Source organism: Streptomyces rubellus, from assembly GCF_036323805.1.
Classification (GTDB): domain Bacteria; phylum Actinomycetota; class Actinomycetes; order Streptomycetales; family Streptomycetaceae; genus Streptomyces.
This window is the reverse complement of the sequence record NZ_JAZDCX010000023.1, coordinates 46,959-62,056: the sequence shown is the minus strand read 5'-3', so window position 1 is coordinate 62,056 and position 15,098 is coordinate 46,959. Positions and strand designations below refer to the sequence as shown.

Genomic DNA, 15,098 nt, shown 5'->3' with positions numbered 1-15,098 from the left:
CCCGGGGAGGCGGCGAGGATCAGCCCGCCGAGGGACCCGTCCAGCCCGCCGGGACGTGCCCCAGCCGCACCCGCTGCGGGTGGTCGCCCACGGGCACCGAGACCACCTTGCGGCCGGTGGCGAAGTCGATGGCGGTGACCTTGTCGGAGCCGCTCTCGGAGACCACGCAGTGCTTCCCGTCGCCGCTCACCGTCGCCCAGTACGGCTTGGCGACCGGCACCAGCGGGCCCTCCCGCAGCGTGGCGCGGTCGACGACGGCGGCGTAGTCGTCCATCGTCCCGGCGACGCACAGCTTCGTGCCCTCCGGGTTCATCGACATGCCGTGGTGGCGGGAGTCGTTGACCCAGGTGGTGCGGTCCTCGTCGGTGTCCGGGTTCTTCGGGAGCTCCTTGAGACGGGTGATCCGGTCCGCGGCCACGTCGTACTCCAGGAAGCCGTTGAAGAACGACACCTGGAAGTACAGCCTCGACTCGTCGGGCGTGAAGGCCACGGGCCGCACCGCGTCGGAGAGGTCCTCGCGGCCGAAGGCGTCCAGCCGCTCCCGCATGTCGACGACCCGCACCCGCTCGAAGGTGCGCGCGTCGACGACGGTGATGCGCCGGTCGCCCTTGGTCCAGTCGAGCCAGGGCGCGTCGAGGGCGTTGTTTACCTCGCCGATCGACATGTTCCACAGGTAGCGGCCGCCGTCGGTGAAGACGTTCTCGTGCGGCTTGTCGCCCGTGCCGAACGAGCCGACCTCCTCGCCCGTGACGATGTCCAGGACGTGCACGGTGTTGGAGGTCGAGGCCGACACCGCGACGCGCCCGCCATCCGGGGAGACCGCCATGTGGTCGGCGCGGAAGCCCGAGACGGGGAAGCGCCAGTTGATCCTCCCGGTCGCCAGGTCGATGGAGACCACGTCCGCGAAGCTCGGCCGGGAGACGACGACGGCCGAGCCGTCGGGGGTGGAGTACATGTCGTCGACGTACTGGTCGTGCCCCTCGCCGACGGTCGCGCGGATGCCCAGGAAGAAGGCGAGCCGCACCGGGTTGAGGTGGATCTCCCGCAGTCGCTGCTTCCGGTCGGGGATGACGTCGAGGCGGCCGATCCGCGCGTGGTCGCCGGTGGCGGCGAGGACGTCGGCGGTGCCGTCCCAGTTGTTGCCGACGAACAGCACCTCCCGCAGGCCGTCCGCGCTTCCGGCCTCCGTACTTCCGGCACTTCCGGCGTCCGCGGGCGCCGGGGCCGCCGCCGCGGGGGTGACGGCCGTGGCCGCCATGGCCGCCAGCGCCAGGGCGGCGGCGCAGCCGGCGAGCGCGGCGGAACGGCGGCGGCGCGGGGCAGGGTGGTGGGGGACGGTGCGGTGGGGTGACGTCGCTGTCGGCATGGCGCGCTCCCGGAGTCGGACCGACGGGTAACTTACCGTCGGTAACGTAGCGCTCGTACGGACGGCCGGCCAGAGTCCCGGCAACGGGAGAACCGCCACCGCGGCGGACGCCGTCCCCCGCACGCCCCTTCCAGAAGCCGGGAAAACCGTTGCGGGTGCGGATCCGGCCCGGTCCAATACCGCCATGACGGCTTCCGGCACGCACGTCGAACCCCCCACCCACTCACGGCTGAACCGGCGCTACTGGGACGAGGAGGCCGCCGCCGCGCACGGTCCGCTCGCCCGCGCCCACTGGTCCGACCCCGAACCGGGCTGGGGCCTGTGGGCCACCCCCGAATCGGAACTCGCCCTCCTGCCCGGCGACCTGACCGGGCGGCGCGTGATCGAGCTGGGCTGCGGCACCGCCTACGTCTCCGCCCGGCTGGCCCGGGCCGGCGCCCGCCCGGTCGGCGTCGACCTCTCCCGCGAGCAGCTCGCCACCGCCCGCGCCATGCAGGCCGAGTTCGGCCTCGACTTCCCCCTGCTCCTCGCCGACGCCGAGCGCGTCCCGTGCCGTGACGGCTCGTTCGACCTGGCCGTCAGCGAGTACGGCGCCTCGCTGTGGTGCGACCCCCGCCGCTGGATCCCGGAGGCCGCCCGGCTGCTGGTCCCCGGTGGCCTGCTGGTCTTCATGCGCTACTCGCCGCTGTACGCGCTGTGCGCCTCCGACGGGGAGCAGGCGTCCGCCTTCCTGCGCCGCCCGCAGTTCGGCGCCGGCGGCCTGGGGCGGCTGGAGCGGGGCGGGCGCGTGGAGTTCGTGCTGCCGCACGGGGAGATGATCCGCGTGCTGCGCGGGAGCGGCTTCACCGTCGAGAGCCTGACCGAGGTCCGCGCACCGCGCGACGCGCACCGGGACTATCCCGAGGTCTCCGCCGACTGGGCGCGCAACTGGCCCTGCGAGGAGGTCTGGACGGCCCGCCTGACGGGCTGACGGGCCGGGACCGGTCGTACGGCCGCCGCCGAGTCCGGCTGTCACGCTCCGTAACAACCGGTGCCTCTGCCCTCCCCCTCGGTGTCCCCCCGTAAAAGCGGCTGCCCGACAGGAGGAACTCTCAGCTTCTCCCCACGGGGGAGTTTCCGGGAAAAAAGATACGTCTCCCGTACCACCCCGGGGGGGAAGGGAATGGCGGGCACTTCCGATTGCGGCATCCCGAAGGGATGCACGAGTGAGAGCGCTCCCATGAAAGTCGGGGAAGCCATGGGATGAACCGGATGCCCACTGGAAGCACTCCCCGCCTCCGGGAAACGGAAATCCCGGCGTTCCGCTTGCCATCCTGGATTCCGGGAGCGCGCTAGGCGCACCGGTCTCTCCGTCCACCAGGATCACGGGGCGATCGCCGGAGCCTTCCGGAATATTTCGGAACCTTTCCGTTGTCCGCCACCCGCGCCGGCCCCCTTCGCAGGCCGTCGAGATCCGGCCAATCGCAACTCCTCGACCAGGGGCGCACGCTTTGTGGAAGCTCCACAGGGCATCAGCCGCAGAACTGACGGAGCCGGGAGTGATGCGGGCGACGGCGACACGGAAGGTGATGGCGCGCGTCTTCTCGGTGAGACGCATCGAGCCGACAGGGGAGGGCACTCCTGCTGCCCTCCGCACTGCCCGCCCGCGCCGGTTGACCATGACGCGCCCACGATTGGACACCCGAATTCCCCACCCGAAGGGAGAGTCTTCCCTGACTCCACAGAGTGACCAGACTGTCACGAGCGAGGTGGTGTTACTTTGCTTTCGGTCTGAGCCTTGGTGGGTCCAGACCTGCCCCGACTGGGGGTCCGGGACTGGTTACCCCGGATCCCCAGTCTTCCAGGAAGGCAGAAAACCGGTTTATCCGAAGCGCCGGCCCCGAGGTTTCGCGCATTCCGATTCCAAGGCATCCGAAGACTGTCGGAACTCAGGAAAGGTCGGCAGCCGGCCCCTTCGACCGGCTCCGCGAAGCGTCGGAGAAAAGCCGGAGATTCGTCGGCGGGCCGACCATGGGGCACATTATCCCGGACTCCCGTCGATACGGAAATCACCGGCGACGGGGATTTTCCCCACCGCCTACCAGCCTGCTGTTCGCGCAACGGGATTGCCCGGCCCTGGCACGCGGCCCGGAAGACTGGGCTCTCCTCCCCGACCGCTGTAATGTTCTTCCCCACCTGACTGTCCGTCGCCTCCCGGCCCAACCAACCGGGGAGCGGGTGCCGGGCAGGTCTGGACCCACCAATTCATTGCCGTATACACGCACAAGGAGGCTCGGACCCATGGCTCCCGCCATACCTTCCGGCGTCGCCGTCCCCCCGCCCAGGAGTACCGCGACACCGGCCGCCCGGCACCCCGCCCGGCGTCCGGCCCGCCGCGCCCCCGCGCACGGCGCTGTGCTGCGCGTCCCGCCCACCGGTGACGGGCGCCACTGCCGGACCCCGGCGGCCGGAGCGGAGGCCCGCGCGTGGTGACCCGGCTCCCCAAGAGCGATCCGCTCAACCTCACCGGGGTGTTCCGCCGTGAGGTGCCGATGCCCCCGGGCAGTTTCCTGAGCCTCCTGCCGGACTCGCTCTGGTCCTCGCTCCTCACCACCGACCCGGGCTCCGGTGCCCCCCTCTACCCCGTCTGCTACGCCAAGGACAAGCGGCTGCCGCTCGGCCCCGGGGACGAGACCGTCTACCTCACGCTGACGGGCTGTGTGGCCCAGCGGCGGTACCCCTACGGGCGCGGCGCGAAAGAGCCGGTGATCCTCCGTTTCCGGGGAGCCGGGCAACTTCTCGGCGAGGCCAAGCTCCTCGACCCGTGCTCGTCGGTGGAGACGGTGTGCCTAAGCGACACCTGGGTCCTGCCGTACTCCGCCGACCACCTGAACAGGCTGCTGGGCCGCCGTGGCGGCCAGGGGCGGGGCGCTCTGCTGGCCAGCCTCGAGGAACGCAACCGGACCGACGAGATGATCTACGGCACCGTGACCCGCCCACCCCTCAGGCGGGTGGGCGCACTCCTCCACCACCTCGCCGTCACCGCCGGTACCGGGCACCCGGACGGCAGCGTCCGGATCACCGGCCCACGGCAGACGGATCTCGCCGAGGCCCTGCTGGTCAGCCGCTCGACCGTCGAGAACGCGGTGTCCGTCCTGCGCACCGGAAATCTGGTCGCCAGCAGCTACCGCCGGTTCGTGGTGACGGACCCGGCGGGACTCGCCCGTCTCGCCGGCGTCCCGCGGGACTTCCGGCTGTCGGCCTGACCCGGTCACCGGTGTGCCGCCCGCAGCGCGGACGGTACGGACGGCACACCGGCGCGCGCCGCTCCGGGCGCTCCCAACACTTCTCCGCCGACGCGGTGGGACGGCTCCACTCTCCCGCGGCACGCCGGCGACCCGCAGAACGGAAACAGGATGCTTCTCCTCCCTCCCGCACCACCGTCCCAGACGCACACCGACCTCGCGGCGGCCTCCTCGACCACGGCCTACGTGGTCGTCACCCTGCTGCTCGGGACCCCCACGGTGGTCATCAGTCTGCTCACCTACCTATGGACGCGCAGGAGCCACCGGCGCGACGCCCGGGGCGATGAGCTGGACCAGCTGGCCGCACAGTTGCAGGAGGTCTTCGCCCTCAACCTCCGGCTCAAGAGAAAGCCTGTCACGGACGACGGTCTCGCACCGCTGCTCCACTGGCGCGAACTGCTCGAAGCAGCCGTCGACCGGCACAGCGCACTGTGGGTCCCGCTGGAGACGGTGATCCAGCGCATCGACGAATACGCCAAGACTGCGATGCCCCTGGCCGACGCGGTGACCGGCGGGGATCCGGGCACCGAACGGACACCGGCCGGCCTCGGCCCGCGGGAGGCCAGAAGCCTGTTGATCCACGCCAAACAGCAGGGATACGCGGCCGCAGAGCTGAAGACGGCCCTCCTGGAAGCCCAGCAGGCGGTCAAAGCTGCCCGAAAGGGCTGAGCGTCTCCGGGAGAGCTCCTGGAAGGCCCGGGCGGGGCGCGCCCCGCCGGGTCCCGGAGGCGCCGGTGCGCCGGTACGTCCGCAAAAGCGGTCGCCGCCTGTCGGACCGGCCTTCTAGGATGACCCGGCGCGGGGGCGGCTCCGCGGCGTGCTTCCTTCTCACTCCTCTTCTCTGAGAACCCCTAGCGCGCCCACTTCCCGCCCCCGCGCGTTCTTGCACCGGGCGGCGTCCGCCGCCCGGCATCGCTTTCCCTGGGGGTGTGGGCATGGCGACCGCGCGTGCCGCCGACCGTGGCGGCGTCAGCACGGCCACGGCCGCGGACGACCTCGAAGGCGTGCTGCTGCGGCGCCTGTCCGTCGTGTACGTCGCGGCACCGGCGGAGGACGGAAGGCCGACCACCCCCGGGGCGGACGCGGAACGGAACGCCGAGCGCAACGCCGCCGGGGTGACGGCCCTGGAGGCCGACCTCGCCGGGCGCGGCCACGTCCTGACGGCCCCGCTGCGCCGCGCGCTCGCCGCCCTGTCCCCGGCAGGCCTCGCCGAACAGGGCATCCGCCTGCTCGGCCGGATCGACGCGCTGCTGGGCGCCGACCGCCGGCACGAGCCGCTGTTCCGCGGCTTCCCCGACGCCGTGCCGGACCACGCGCACAGCCTCTACAGCGAGCGCATCCTGGCCTTCCTCCTCAGCCAGCCGCACCAGCCCTGCCTGTCGTGCGGCCGCACCGGCGACATCGGCGCGCTCGCCCCGTGCGCCCATCTGGTGTGCTCGGCCTGCCTGGCCGGGTCCGGCCGGGACGAGCCGGACGCCCCGCGCCGCTTCCCCTGCCCGGTGTGCGGCGCCCACCCGGACGACCCCGGGCGGCCGTACCCGGAGCCGGCCGAGCGGCCCCGCGCCGCCGGGGACGGCCGGACGGTGGTGGTCCGGGAGGGCGAGCCCCCGGCACCGCTGCGCCCGCTGCGGCTCGGCGCGGGCGCCGGTCCGCGGGACGGCGCGGCGGCGGTGCTGGCCGACCTGCTGGCCCGCCGCACCCCGCTGCCGCCGCGGGACCGCGCCGACCTGGCCGCCTTACTGCCGCACGCCGACCCGTCGCCGGACTGGCTGCCGGCGGGGCTCCCGGTGCGCGAGACCAGGGCGGCGGTGCTGGCCGCGCTGCTGCGCCGGGAGGCCACCGCGCCGGCCGCGCGGGCGCTGCTGCCCGCCCACCTGGACACGGCCACCGACGTACTGCGCCTGCTGTGGGCGTACTCCGGCGGCGAGCCCGACCTGCTGGACCCGCCCCGGCTGCGGTCGCTGCCGCGCGTCCTGCGCCGGGAGCTGCTCGGGGTGCTCGACGCCCTGCCGCCCGAGTCGGTGGCCGAGGACATGCTCCGCCGCCGGCAGGCGTGGCAGCGGGCGGGCGAGGTGCTGCACCCCTACGAGTACCGGGCCCGTTTCCCGCGCGCCGCCGTGGCGTTCGCCGTCGTGCGCGGCACGGACCTGTCCGACGGGCCGAACGAGTGGCTGCTGGACGCCGCCGCCGGGCTCGGCGAGCGGGTGCGGCTGGTCTCCGGCCGCCCCGGCGGGGCCGTCCGCCCGGCGATACGGACCTTCGCCTCCGAGACCGAGCGGCTGCTCGGCGCCGGGGACACCGCGGGCGCCACCGCGCTGCTGCTGCGCCGGCCCGGCGAACTGGTGCGGCGGCTGCACCGGCTGCTGCGCGTCCACAGCCTGTGGACCGGGGCCGACGACGTCCCGCCCGGTCTGCTGGACGCCCTGCCGGCCGCCCTGCGCCGGGTGGGCCCCGGGCCGCTGCTGGGGGCGTGGGGGCGGCTGCGCGTCCCGCACGAGGCGGGCGAGCGCCGGGTGTTCTTCCCGCGCGGCACGATCGCCCTGGCCCACGGCACCGACGACCACGCGCCGCCGGTGCCGCCCGCGGCGGCCGCCGCGGTGTGCGCGGTGCTGGAGGCCGAACTGCTGCGCCGCGCGGGCGAGTCGGCGGGCACGGCGGACGGCGGGCCGGGCGGTACGGCCGTCCTGGACGCCGCGCTGGCCGATCTGGTGGTGCCGTTCGCCGAGCGGGCGGCGGCCCGGACGCTGGTCGCCGTGCCGCGCGGCAGCCGTCGGCCGCTGCCCGGCGGCGACGGTCCGCTGCGGCTGTTCCTGCACTGGACCGAGCCCCGGGGGCAGCGGGTCGACCTGGACCTGTCGGTGGCGCTGTACGACGCCGAGTGGCGCTTCACCGGCCTGTGCGACTACACCCGTCTGACCTTCGCCGACCGCGCCGCCGTCCACTCCGGCGACCACACCTCCGCCCCGCCGCCGCGCGGCGCGACGGAGTTCGTCGACCTGGACCCGGCACTGCTGGCCCGGGCCGGGGCGCGGTACGCCGTGATGGTCGTCCTCAGCTACAACGACGTGCCGTTCGACGAGCTGTCCGACGCCTTCGCGGGCGTCATGCGGCCGGACGGGGCGCGGACGGGCGGCCGGTCCCGGCCGTACGACCCGCGGCGGGTGCGGCAGCGCTTCGACCTGGCCGGGCGCGCCCGGGTGTGCATGCCCATGGTCCTGGACCTGGCGGAGCGCACCGCGCTGTGGACGGACACCAACCTGTCGGTCGCCGGCGGCCTGCACAACGTGTACCGCCACCGCGGCCGGCTCGGCCGGCTCGCCGCCGACCTGACCGCCCACTTCGCGCCCGGCGCCCGCGCCACCGTGTGGGACCTCGCGGCCCGGCTGGCGGCGGCCGGTTCCGCGCAGGTGTGGGTCCGCGCGTCCGACGGGCGCTCCGCGGCCCGCTACCGGCGCGGCGGGCAGGAGCCCGTGGAGCGTTTCGCCGCCCGGGTGCTGGCGGGACGGGGCCACGACGAGCTGCGCACGGGGACGGCGAAGGAGATCGGCGGGGTGCTCGCCGGGGAACTCGGCGCGGACGGCCGCTTCGCCGCGCTCGTCGACGGCGACCTGCCGGCCCGGTGGGAGCGCGGCGACCTGTACCGGCTCTTCCCCGGCCCGCTGGACGCCGGTCTCGGCCCGGACGTCCGGCTGCTGGCGGCCGCCGACCTGACCACCCGCTTCGCCCCGGCCGCGGACTGACGGCCCGGCAGGCGCCCGGCTGACGGACCGGCAGATCACATGACGGTTGCGCCGCCGACCCCGCCCTCCGTGCGGAAAGCCCCACGGGACCATACTGGCCCGCGGGTTGGTGAGTTCCTGGGGGCGGGGTTGGAACGGATCGGCAGGTACGCCGTCGAGCGCAAGCTCGGCGAGGGCGGCATGGGCACGGTGTATCTGGCACGCTCGCGCGGCGGACGGGCCGTGGCCGTCAAGGTGGCCAAGCCGGAGCTCGCCTCGGACCCGGCGTTCCGGGAACGCTTCCACGCGGAGATCGAGGCCGCCCGGAAGGTGGGCGGCTTCCACACCGCGCCCGTCGTCGACGCCGACCCGGACGCCGAGCCGCCCTGGCTCGCCACCGCCTACGTACCCGGCCCGACCCTCTCCCAGCTCCTCGCCGCCGAGGGCCCGATGGACGAGGCCGCCCTGCGCCGGCTCGGCGCCTCGCTCGCCGAGGCGCTCCAGGCCATACACGCCTGCGGGCTCGTCCACCGGGACCTCAAACCCGGCAACATCGTCATGGCCGAGGACGGCCCGCGGGTCCTGGACTTCGGCATCGCGCGGGCGGTCGGCAGCACCCGGCTCACCGGCGCGGGCGCCGCGTACGGCACCCCGGGGTTCCTCGCCCCCGAACAGGCCCGGGGGCACGCGGTGACCAGTGCGGCGGACGTGTTCGCGCTGGGCGCGGTCCTGGTGGCGGCGGCCGGCGGCAGCGCGTTCGGCGAGGGCGCCCCGTCGGCGCTGCTGTACCGGTCGGCGCACCACGGCGCGGACGTCTCCGCGGTCCCCGAGGGGCTGCGGCCGGTGGTGGCCGCCTGTCTGGCGAAGGACCCGGAGGACCGGCCGGGCACCGAGCTGCTGCTCGACTGGTTCACGGAGGAACCGGACGCGGCGGAGCTCCCCGCCGCCGCTCCCGCTCTCTCCGCCGCTCCGGCCGCCGCGGCAGTCCCGGCCGTCTCCGCCGTCTCCGCCGCGCCCACCGTCCCCACCGCCCTCGCCGTCCCCTCGCAGCCCGCCCGCCGGCCCGGCGCGTACCCGCCCGTGACCGACCTCCCCACCCAGGCCACGCCTCCGCCGCCGGAGGCCGAGTTCCTCGCGACGGACCGCCGGAGCGACATCGTCGCGGACGCCGACGGGATCTCCTTCAGCGTGAAGGGCCTGGGCGTCGACTTCTCCTGGCACGAGATCCGCGCCGCCCGGTACGCCCGGGACGCCCGCGGCGGGCTGACGGTGACGGTCACACTGGACGACGCCAACACCTACTCCTGCCGGGTCACCACTCCGCACGGAGCCGAGCTGGACACCTGGACGGCGCGGCTCGACACCGTGCTCGCCCTCTTCCACCGGACCTGAACCGGACCGCCGCCGCCCCGCCGGACCCGGTCCGGCCGGCTCACCAGAAGGTGCGGTGGGCGGTCCGCGGCGGCTCCCCGTCCGCCCGGAACCTCCGCCAGACGCCGACGGCCGCCGTCACCATCACCCGCCACTCCGGCCGGCCTTCCCACCGGGCCTGTTCGCGTCCGGCCTCCTCCTCGGACAGCCCGACGCGGACCTCCATGCCGCCCCCGGGGACGGCCCCCGTCCCGTCGCACTCCCGGAAGGCCCGCTCCGCCGGGACGAACAGCATCCAGCCGCGCCGCCCGTCGTCGGGCACCAGCCAGGAGTACACATACCCCTCACCCGCGTCCCCGGCCGTCCGGCCGGTGAGCCACACCCCGATCGACGCCACACCCATGCCCGTCCCCCTTCCCCGCGACCCGCGCCCCGGCCCGTTCGCTCAGCTCCGCGGGTCATCGCCGCCGGGGCCGGGCCGCCGCCGCGGGTCGAACCCCCACAGGACACCGGCCAGCCGCCACAGCAGCACCGCGGCGGCGAGGACGAGGGCGACGACGGTGACGACCCTCCGGGCGGAGCCGTCCAGGTCGAACAGGAGGACCGGGCTCGCCGCGAGGAGCCCTGCCGCCACCGCGAGGAGGACCCCGGTCAGGAGCGCGTAGACGATCTCCACCGTGACGGCGTCCCGCTCGGCCCGACTGCGTGCCACCGGCGTCCTCCCTCTCGTCCCCGGCCGTCCTTCCCGGTGCACGGACGCCGCAACCGGCCCGTCCCGGCGAACGGGCGGAGACCCCGCCATGCCGATGTCCGGCGCACCCGGCAGCCCCTGCCGGGCCACTGCCGGGCCCCTCCCGCGCCACGATGGCGCCACGACGATCGCTTACGAGTGCCGGGGCGGGATCGACAACGGCGCCCTCGACGCCCTGCACGCCGAGGGCTTCGGCCCCCGGCCCACGGGGACCGACTGGCGCGCACGGCTCCACCGGCACAGTCTGGGCTGGGTCTGTGCCCGGGAGTCCGGGGAGTCCGGGGAGTCCGGGGAGGACGGCCGCCTGGTCGGTTTCGTCAACGTCGCCTGGGACGGCGGGCCCCACGCCTTCCTGGTGGACACCGTCGTGGCCCGGCGGCACCGGGGGCGCGGCACCGGCGCCGCGCTCGTCTCGGTCGCGGCGGAGCGGGCCCGCGCCGCCGGGTGCGAGTGGCTGCACGTCGACTTCGAGGACGGTCTGGCCCCCTTCTACTTCGGCGCCTGCGGTTTCCGGCCGACGCGGGCGGGGCTGATCGCGCTGTGACGGGAGCGGGCCGGACCGGGCGGGGCCGACGTGGTCGCGTACGCCCGCCGGGCGCGGGTTCCGGTCCGGGCGCTGTGGCCAGAAGGAGCGTCCCGGGACGGGTGGGGCAAGGCCCAGGATGTGGGCCCATGACGACAATCCTGGCCTTTCACGCCCATCCCGACGACGAGGTGCTGCTGACCGGCGGCACCCTCGCCCGCGCCGCCGCCGAAGGACACCGGGTGGTGGTCGTGACCGCCACCGACGGCCACGTGAGAGCGGTCCCCGCGGACCGCGAGGCCCCCCGATTAGCCGAGTTGCGGGCGAGCGCGGCCGTGCTCGGGGTGGCCCGCACCGTCCACCTCGGCTACGCCGACAGCGGTCACGGCCCGGTGCTCTACCCCGACCCGCCCGGCCGTACCCGCTTCGTGCGGGCCGACGCGGAGGAGGCCGCCGGACGGCTGGCCGCCGTCCTGCGCGAGGAGTCCGTGGACGTCCTGCTGGGCTACGACGCCAACGGCGGCTACGGGCACCGCGACCACGTCCAGGTGCACCGGGTCGGCAGACGCGCCGCCGAACTCGCCGGCACCCCCCGCCTGCTGGAGGCCACCGTGCCGCGCGAGACCGTCGCCCGGCTGATGCGGCTCGCCCGGCTGGTCCGGGTGCCGCTCCGCTTCGACCCCGCGCTCCTGCACACCGTCTACAGCCCGCAGGCGGCCGTCACCCACACCGTCGACGTACGGCGCTTCGCCAGGCACAAGCAGGCGGCCCTCGCCGCCCACCGCTCCCAGGTCACGGGGCCCGGCCGGCTCTCACCGCTCCTGCGGGCGCTGGTCCGCCTTCCCGCGCCCCTCTTCGGGCTGCTGCTCGGCCGGGAGTGGTACACCGAGGTGGCGACGGCGCCCGCGCCCCGGACCGCCGACGGCACCTTCCGGACAGCGCGGTAGGCGCGGGGACATCCGAAATCCACCGGTGGTTCACCCGGGCTTCCGGGGAGGGCCGCCCGCCGCCGCTCAGCCCAGTGTCAGCAGGAGGGTGGCGGCCGTCGCCCCCAGCAGGCCCACGGCCTGCGCCCGGGTGAGCCGCTCGCGCAGCATCGCGAGCCCGAGAACCGTGGGGATCGCCGGGTACAGCGAGGCCAGTACGACGGCGACCGCCAGCATCTGCTGGCGGGTCGCCCACAGGTAGAGGCTCAGCCCCAGCGCCGCGCCCGCCCCGATCAGCACCGCCCCGCCCAGCAGCCGGGGCGGCTGCCGGAACCGGGAGGCGTGCCGCCAGGTGCCCGGCAGCAGCACCAGTACGGCCGCCACCCGCCCGGCGAACACGGCCCACAGCCCGCTCGCCGGATCGGCCTGGGCCAGCCCGATGTACTGCACGGCCACCCCCACACTGGCGATCAGGCCGTCCGACGAGGCCCGGCCCGTCCCTCCCGCCGCCTCCCGCGCCGCCCCGGCACGGCGGCCGGTGCCGCCGGAGACGAGCCACAGCGCGGGCACCGCGAGGACGATCCCCGACCAGGCGGGCACCGTGGGCCGGTCGCCCAGGAAGCACACCCCGCACAGCACGGACAGCGCCACCCCGGTGACGGCGCTCACCGGCACCACCACGCTCATCGCGCCCCGGCTCAGCCCGCGGTTGAGGAAGTGCATCGCGCCGCCGCTGCCGACCCCGGAGAGCGCCCCCCACAGCAGGTCCGCGGCCTCCACCCGCCCGGCGGGGACCAGAAGGGCCAGGGGAAGGGCGAGGAGCAGGCCGCCGACCTGCCCGAGGAAGGTGACGACGGCGAAGTGGATCCGGCGGGAGAGCATTCCGCCGGCGAAGTCGACGACGCCGTAGCAGACCGCCGAGGCCAGTGCGAGAAGGGCGCCCATGTCCGTTCCGGGTGCCCGGCCCGGACCGGCCGACGCCTGCCGGACGGGTTCTCCTCCCGTCGTTCCCCCTCCTCCGCGGTGGTGTCCGGTGGTGTCCGGCGGCGCGGTCCAGGGCAGGTGAGGACAGGCGTCCGGGCGGTGGCCGCGAGGTGCGCGGATTCGGCGTGGACGATGGTCCGGAAGGACCCGGAGACGGAAGGACAGGGGTGTGGGGACGGACGTGCTGCGGCGGTTGAGCGACCACGAGGACCTGGACGGCGTACGGCGGTGGCTGGACGAGAACCCACCGCATGTCATCGCCGACGAGCTGGCCCGGATGGACGCGGTCTCCGCGATGGTGCCCTTCCGGCTGCTGCCCAAGGACCGGGCCCTGGCCGTCTTCGAGGAACTGGAGCCGGTGGACCAGCAGCAGCTCCTGATGGGGCTGCGCGACCAGGCGTTCGGCGACCTGGTCGAGGCGATGGACCCCGACGACCGCGCCCGGATGCTGCACGAGGCCCCGGCGAAGGTCGCCCGGCGCGTACTGGCCGGGCTGAGCCCGGACGAACAGCGGATGACGGCCGCCCTGCTGGGCTACCCCGAGGGCTCGGTCGGCCGGGTCATGACCCCGGAGGCCGTGACCCTGCCCCGGCACCTCACCGCCGGGCAGGCCCTGGAGGTGGTGCGGGAGCGGGGGGCCGGCGCCGAGACCGTCTACACCCTGCCCGTGGTGGACGGCGAGCGGCGGCTGGTCGGGGTGACGGGACTGCGCGAGCTGTTCCTGGCACCGGCCGGGCGCCCCGTGGCCGAACTGACCGACACCGGTGTCGCCCGCGTCCGCGCCACCGAGTCCGCCGAGGACGCCGCCCGGCTGATGCGGGAGACCAACCTGCTGGGCCTGCCGGTCGTGGACAGCGAGGACCGGCTGGTGGGCCTGCTGACCATCGACGACGCCGTCGAGGTCATCGAGGCCGCCGACACCGAGGACGCCGCCCGGCAGTCCGGTGCCGACCCGTGGCCGGGGCACTACATGTTCGCCAGCGTGTGGCAGCTGGCCCGCTCCCGGGCGGTGTGGCTGCTGCTGCTGATCGTCGCCGCCACGCTCACGGTCAACGTGCTGCAGATCTTCGAGGCGACGCTGGAGGAGGTCACCGCGCTGGCCCTGTTCATCCCGCTGCTGGTGGGCACCGGCGGGAACGCCGGGGCGCAGGCCGCCACCGCCACGGTACGGGCCCTGGCCGTGGGTGAGGTGCGCGGCTCGGACCTGCTGCGGGTGGTGTGGCGGGAGTGCCGGGTCGGACTGCTGCTGGGCGCGATGCTCGCGGCCGTGGGCATGGTCGTCGGGACCGTCCTGGTCGGGGGGGACATCGCGCTGGTGGTGGCCGTGTCCCTGGTGATCATCTGCTCCTGGGCGGCCACCGTGGGGGGCGTCATGCCGCTGCTCGCCAAGCGGCTGCGGATCGACCCGGCCGTGGTGTCCGCTCCCATGGTCACCACCCTGGTCGACGCCTCCGGCCTGATCATCTACTTCCTCACCGCCCGCGCCGTCCTGGGTGTGTGAGCCGCGGCCGCGTACGCGGCCGCATGCGCCCCGCACCCGTCCCGCCGCTCCCGGAAATTCCTTTTCCCTCCCCGAAGTCCTCCGCCTACCCTCCCGGTGAGGAACACAGCGGCGAGCGGGCCGCTCCCGAGGCCGTCCTGCCGGCCGGGACGGGGCGCGCGCCCGGTCCCCGAGTCCGGTCGCGGAGGAGAGAGCATGACGAACAGCACCGGCAGCACCGGCAGCACCGGCGGGACCGACCGGGCCGAGCACATCGGCGGCACGACCGTCCTGTTCTGCGCGGCCGAGGGGCCCCTGCTGCGCGGCACCCAGGACGCCCTCGACCTCATCGGCGCGGCGTCGGGCGCCGGAGCCGCCTGGGCGGCCGTCCCGGCCGGCCGGCTGCACGAGGACTTCTTCCGGCTGCGGACCGGGGTGGCGGGCGAGGTGGCGCAGAAGTTCGCGCAGTACGGCGTCGGCCTGGCCGTCGTCGGCGACATCGGTACGCACACCGCCGCCAGTGACGCCCTGCGCGACCTGGTCCGGGAGGGCAACCGCGGCAACGCGCTGTGGTTCGTGACCGACCCGGACGAACTGCGCGCCCGCCTGTCCCCCGCGGCCGGCGACCGGGCGCGGTCCTGACCCCGCCGTCCCACGGACGCCGGAAGCCCCGAGCCGTGATCGGCTCGGGGCT

13 protein-coding genes are annotated in these 15,098 nt (G+C 75.1%); 9 read left to right on the top strand and 4 right to left on the bottom strand.

Translation table 11 applies throughout. The features are described 5' to 3' along the window. Nucleotides 1-19 precede the first annotated feature (19 nt). Nucleotides 20-1,258 (bottom strand): YncE family protein, encoded by a 1,239-nt coding sequence (locus V1L54_RS23460; protein ID WP_330120121.1) that lies wholly within the window; start codon nucleotides 1,256-1,258, stop codon nucleotides 20-22. A gap of 292 nt (nucleotides 1,259-1,550) precedes the next feature. On the opposite strand from V1L54_RS23460, the gene V1L54_RS23455 reads away from it, so the two are divergent. The 5 genes from V1L54_RS23455 (at nucleotide 1,551) to V1L54_RS23435 (ending at nucleotide 9,761) form a co-directional block, all read left to right on the top strand. Continuing rightward, entirely contained in the window at nucleotides 1,551-2,336 is a 786-nt protein-coding gene (locus tag V1L54_RS23455; protein WP_330120084.1) for a class I SAM-dependent methyltransferase, read from the top strand. A 1,495-nt stretch (nucleotides 2,337-3,831) separates the two neighbouring features. Then, the gene (locus V1L54_RS23450) at nucleotides 3,832-4,611 is read left to right on the top strand and encodes a Crp/Fnr family transcriptional regulator (protein WP_330120083.1); all 780 of its coding nucleotides are present in this window, start codon (nucleotides 3,832-3,834) and stop codon (nucleotides 4,609-4,611) included. 150 nt (nucleotides 4,612-4,761) lie between these two features. Further along, nucleotides 4,762-5,319, top strand: coding sequence for a hypothetical protein (locus tag V1L54_RS23445; protein ID WP_330120082.1), 558 nt, complete (start codon nucleotides 4,762-4,764; stop codon nucleotides 5,317-5,319). 266 nt (nucleotides 5,320-5,585) lie between these two features. Beyond that, the gene (locus V1L54_RS23440) at nucleotides 5,586-8,390 is read left to right on the top strand and encodes an MXAN_6230/SCO0854 family RING domain-containing protein (protein WP_330120081.1); all 2,805 of its coding nucleotides are present in this window, start codon (nucleotides 5,586-5,588) and stop codon (nucleotides 8,388-8,390) included. Nucleotides 8,391-8,519: 129 nt separating this feature from the next. After that, nucleotides 8,520-9,761 carry a serine/threonine-protein kinase gene (locus tag V1L54_RS23435; RefSeq protein WP_330120080.1) on the top strand — a complete coding sequence of 414 codons (1,242 nt, stop codon included), beginning with the start codon at nucleotides 8,520-8,522 and terminating at the stop codon, nucleotides 9,759-9,761. Between the two features lie 40 nt (nucleotides 9,762-9,801). On the opposite strand, the gene V1L54_RS23430 is transcribed toward V1L54_RS23435, so the two are convergent. Both V1L54_RS23430 and V1L54_RS23425 read right to left on the bottom strand, forming a co-directional pair. After that, a complete protein-coding gene (locus V1L54_RS23430) occupies nucleotides 9,802-10,143 on the bottom strand; it encodes a hypothetical protein (RefSeq protein WP_330120079.1) in 342 nt (113 codons plus the stop codon). A gap of 42 nt (nucleotides 10,144-10,185) precedes the next feature. After that, on the bottom strand, nucleotides 10,186-10,452 hold the full coding sequence (locus tag V1L54_RS23425; protein WP_330120078.1) for a DUF6332 family protein: 267 nt from the start codon (nucleotides 10,450-10,452) through the stop codon (nucleotides 10,186-10,188). A gap of 94 nt (nucleotides 10,453-10,546) precedes the next feature. Here V1L54_RS23425 and V1L54_RS23420 point away from each other — a divergent pair, with 94 nt between their 5' ends. Then, nucleotides 10,547-11,035: a GNAT family N-acetyltransferase gene (locus V1L54_RS23420; RefSeq protein ID WP_443076764.1), complete on the top strand. Its 489-nt coding sequence runs from the start codon at nucleotides 10,547-10,549 to the stop codon at nucleotides 11,033-11,035. Nucleotides 11,036-11,163: 128 nt separating this feature from the next. After that, nucleotides 11,164-11,961, top strand: coding sequence for a PIG-L deacetylase family protein (locus V1L54_RS23415; protein WP_330120076.1), 798 nt, complete (start codon nucleotides 11,164-11,166; stop codon nucleotides 11,959-11,961). A 66-nt stretch (nucleotides 11,962-12,027) separates the two neighbouring features. Here the strand turns inward: V1L54_RS23415 and V1L54_RS23410 are convergent, their stop codons facing one another. Then, nucleotides 12,028-12,885, bottom strand: a complete 858-nt coding sequence (locus V1L54_RS23410) for an EamA family transporter (protein ID WP_330120075.1) — start codon at nucleotides 12,883-12,885, stop codon at nucleotides 12,028-12,030. A gap of 208 nt (nucleotides 12,886-13,093) precedes the next feature. Here V1L54_RS23410 and mgtE point away from each other — a divergent pair, with 208 nt between their 5' ends. Beyond that, nucleotides 13,094-14,425: a magnesium transporter gene (mgtE, locus tag V1L54_RS23405; protein WP_330120074.1), complete on the top strand. Its 1,332-nt coding sequence runs from the start codon at nucleotides 13,094-13,096 to the stop codon at nucleotides 14,423-14,425. Between the two features lie 195 nt (nucleotides 14,426-14,620). Beyond that, nucleotides 14,621-15,046 carry a DUF4180 domain-containing protein gene (locus V1L54_RS23400; RefSeq protein ID WP_330120073.1) on the top strand — a complete coding sequence of 142 codons (426 nt, stop codon included), beginning with the start codon at nucleotides 14,621-14,623 and terminating at the stop codon, nucleotides 15,044-15,046. Nucleotides 15,047-15,098: the final 52 nt, after the last annotated feature.

Bases quoted from the DNA above. Each gene is read 5' to 3' on its own strand.
- V1L54_RS23415 (WP_330120076.1), top strand. From the start codon at position 11,164: ATGACGACAATCCTGGCCTTTCACGCCCATCCCGACGACGAGGTGCTG.
- V1L54_RS23410 (WP_330120075.1), bottom strand. From the start codon at position 12,885: ATGGGCGCCCTTCTCGCACTGGCCTCGGCGGTCTGCTACGGCGTCGTC.
- V1L54_RS23445 (WP_330120082.1), top strand. From the start codon at position 4,762: ATGCTTCTCCTCCCTCCCGCACCACCGTCCCAGACGCACACCGACCTC.
- V1L54_RS23400 (WP_330120073.1), top strand. From the start codon at position 14,621: ATGACGAACAGCACCGGCAGCACCGGCAGCACCGGCGGGACCGACCGG.
- V1L54_RS23440 (WP_330120081.1), top strand. From the start codon at position 5,586: ATGGCGACCGCGCGTGCCGCCGACCGTGGCGGCGTCAGCACGGCCACG.
- V1L54_RS23455 (WP_330120084.1), top strand. From the start codon at position 1,551: ATGACGGCTTCCGGCACGCACGTCGAACCCCCCACCCACTCACGGCTG.
- V1L54_RS23430 (WP_330120079.1), bottom strand. From the start codon at position 10,143: ATGGGTGTGGCGTCGATCGGGGTGTGGCTCACCGGCCGGACGGCCGGG.
- V1L54_RS23420 (WP_443076764.1), top strand. From the start codon at position 10,547: ATGTCCGGCGCACCCGGCAGCCCCTGCCGGGCCACTGCCGGGCCCCTC.
- V1L54_RS23460 (WP_330120121.1), bottom strand. From the start codon at position 1,258: ATGGCGGCCACGGCCGTCACCCCCGCGGCGGCGGCCCCGGCGCCCGCG.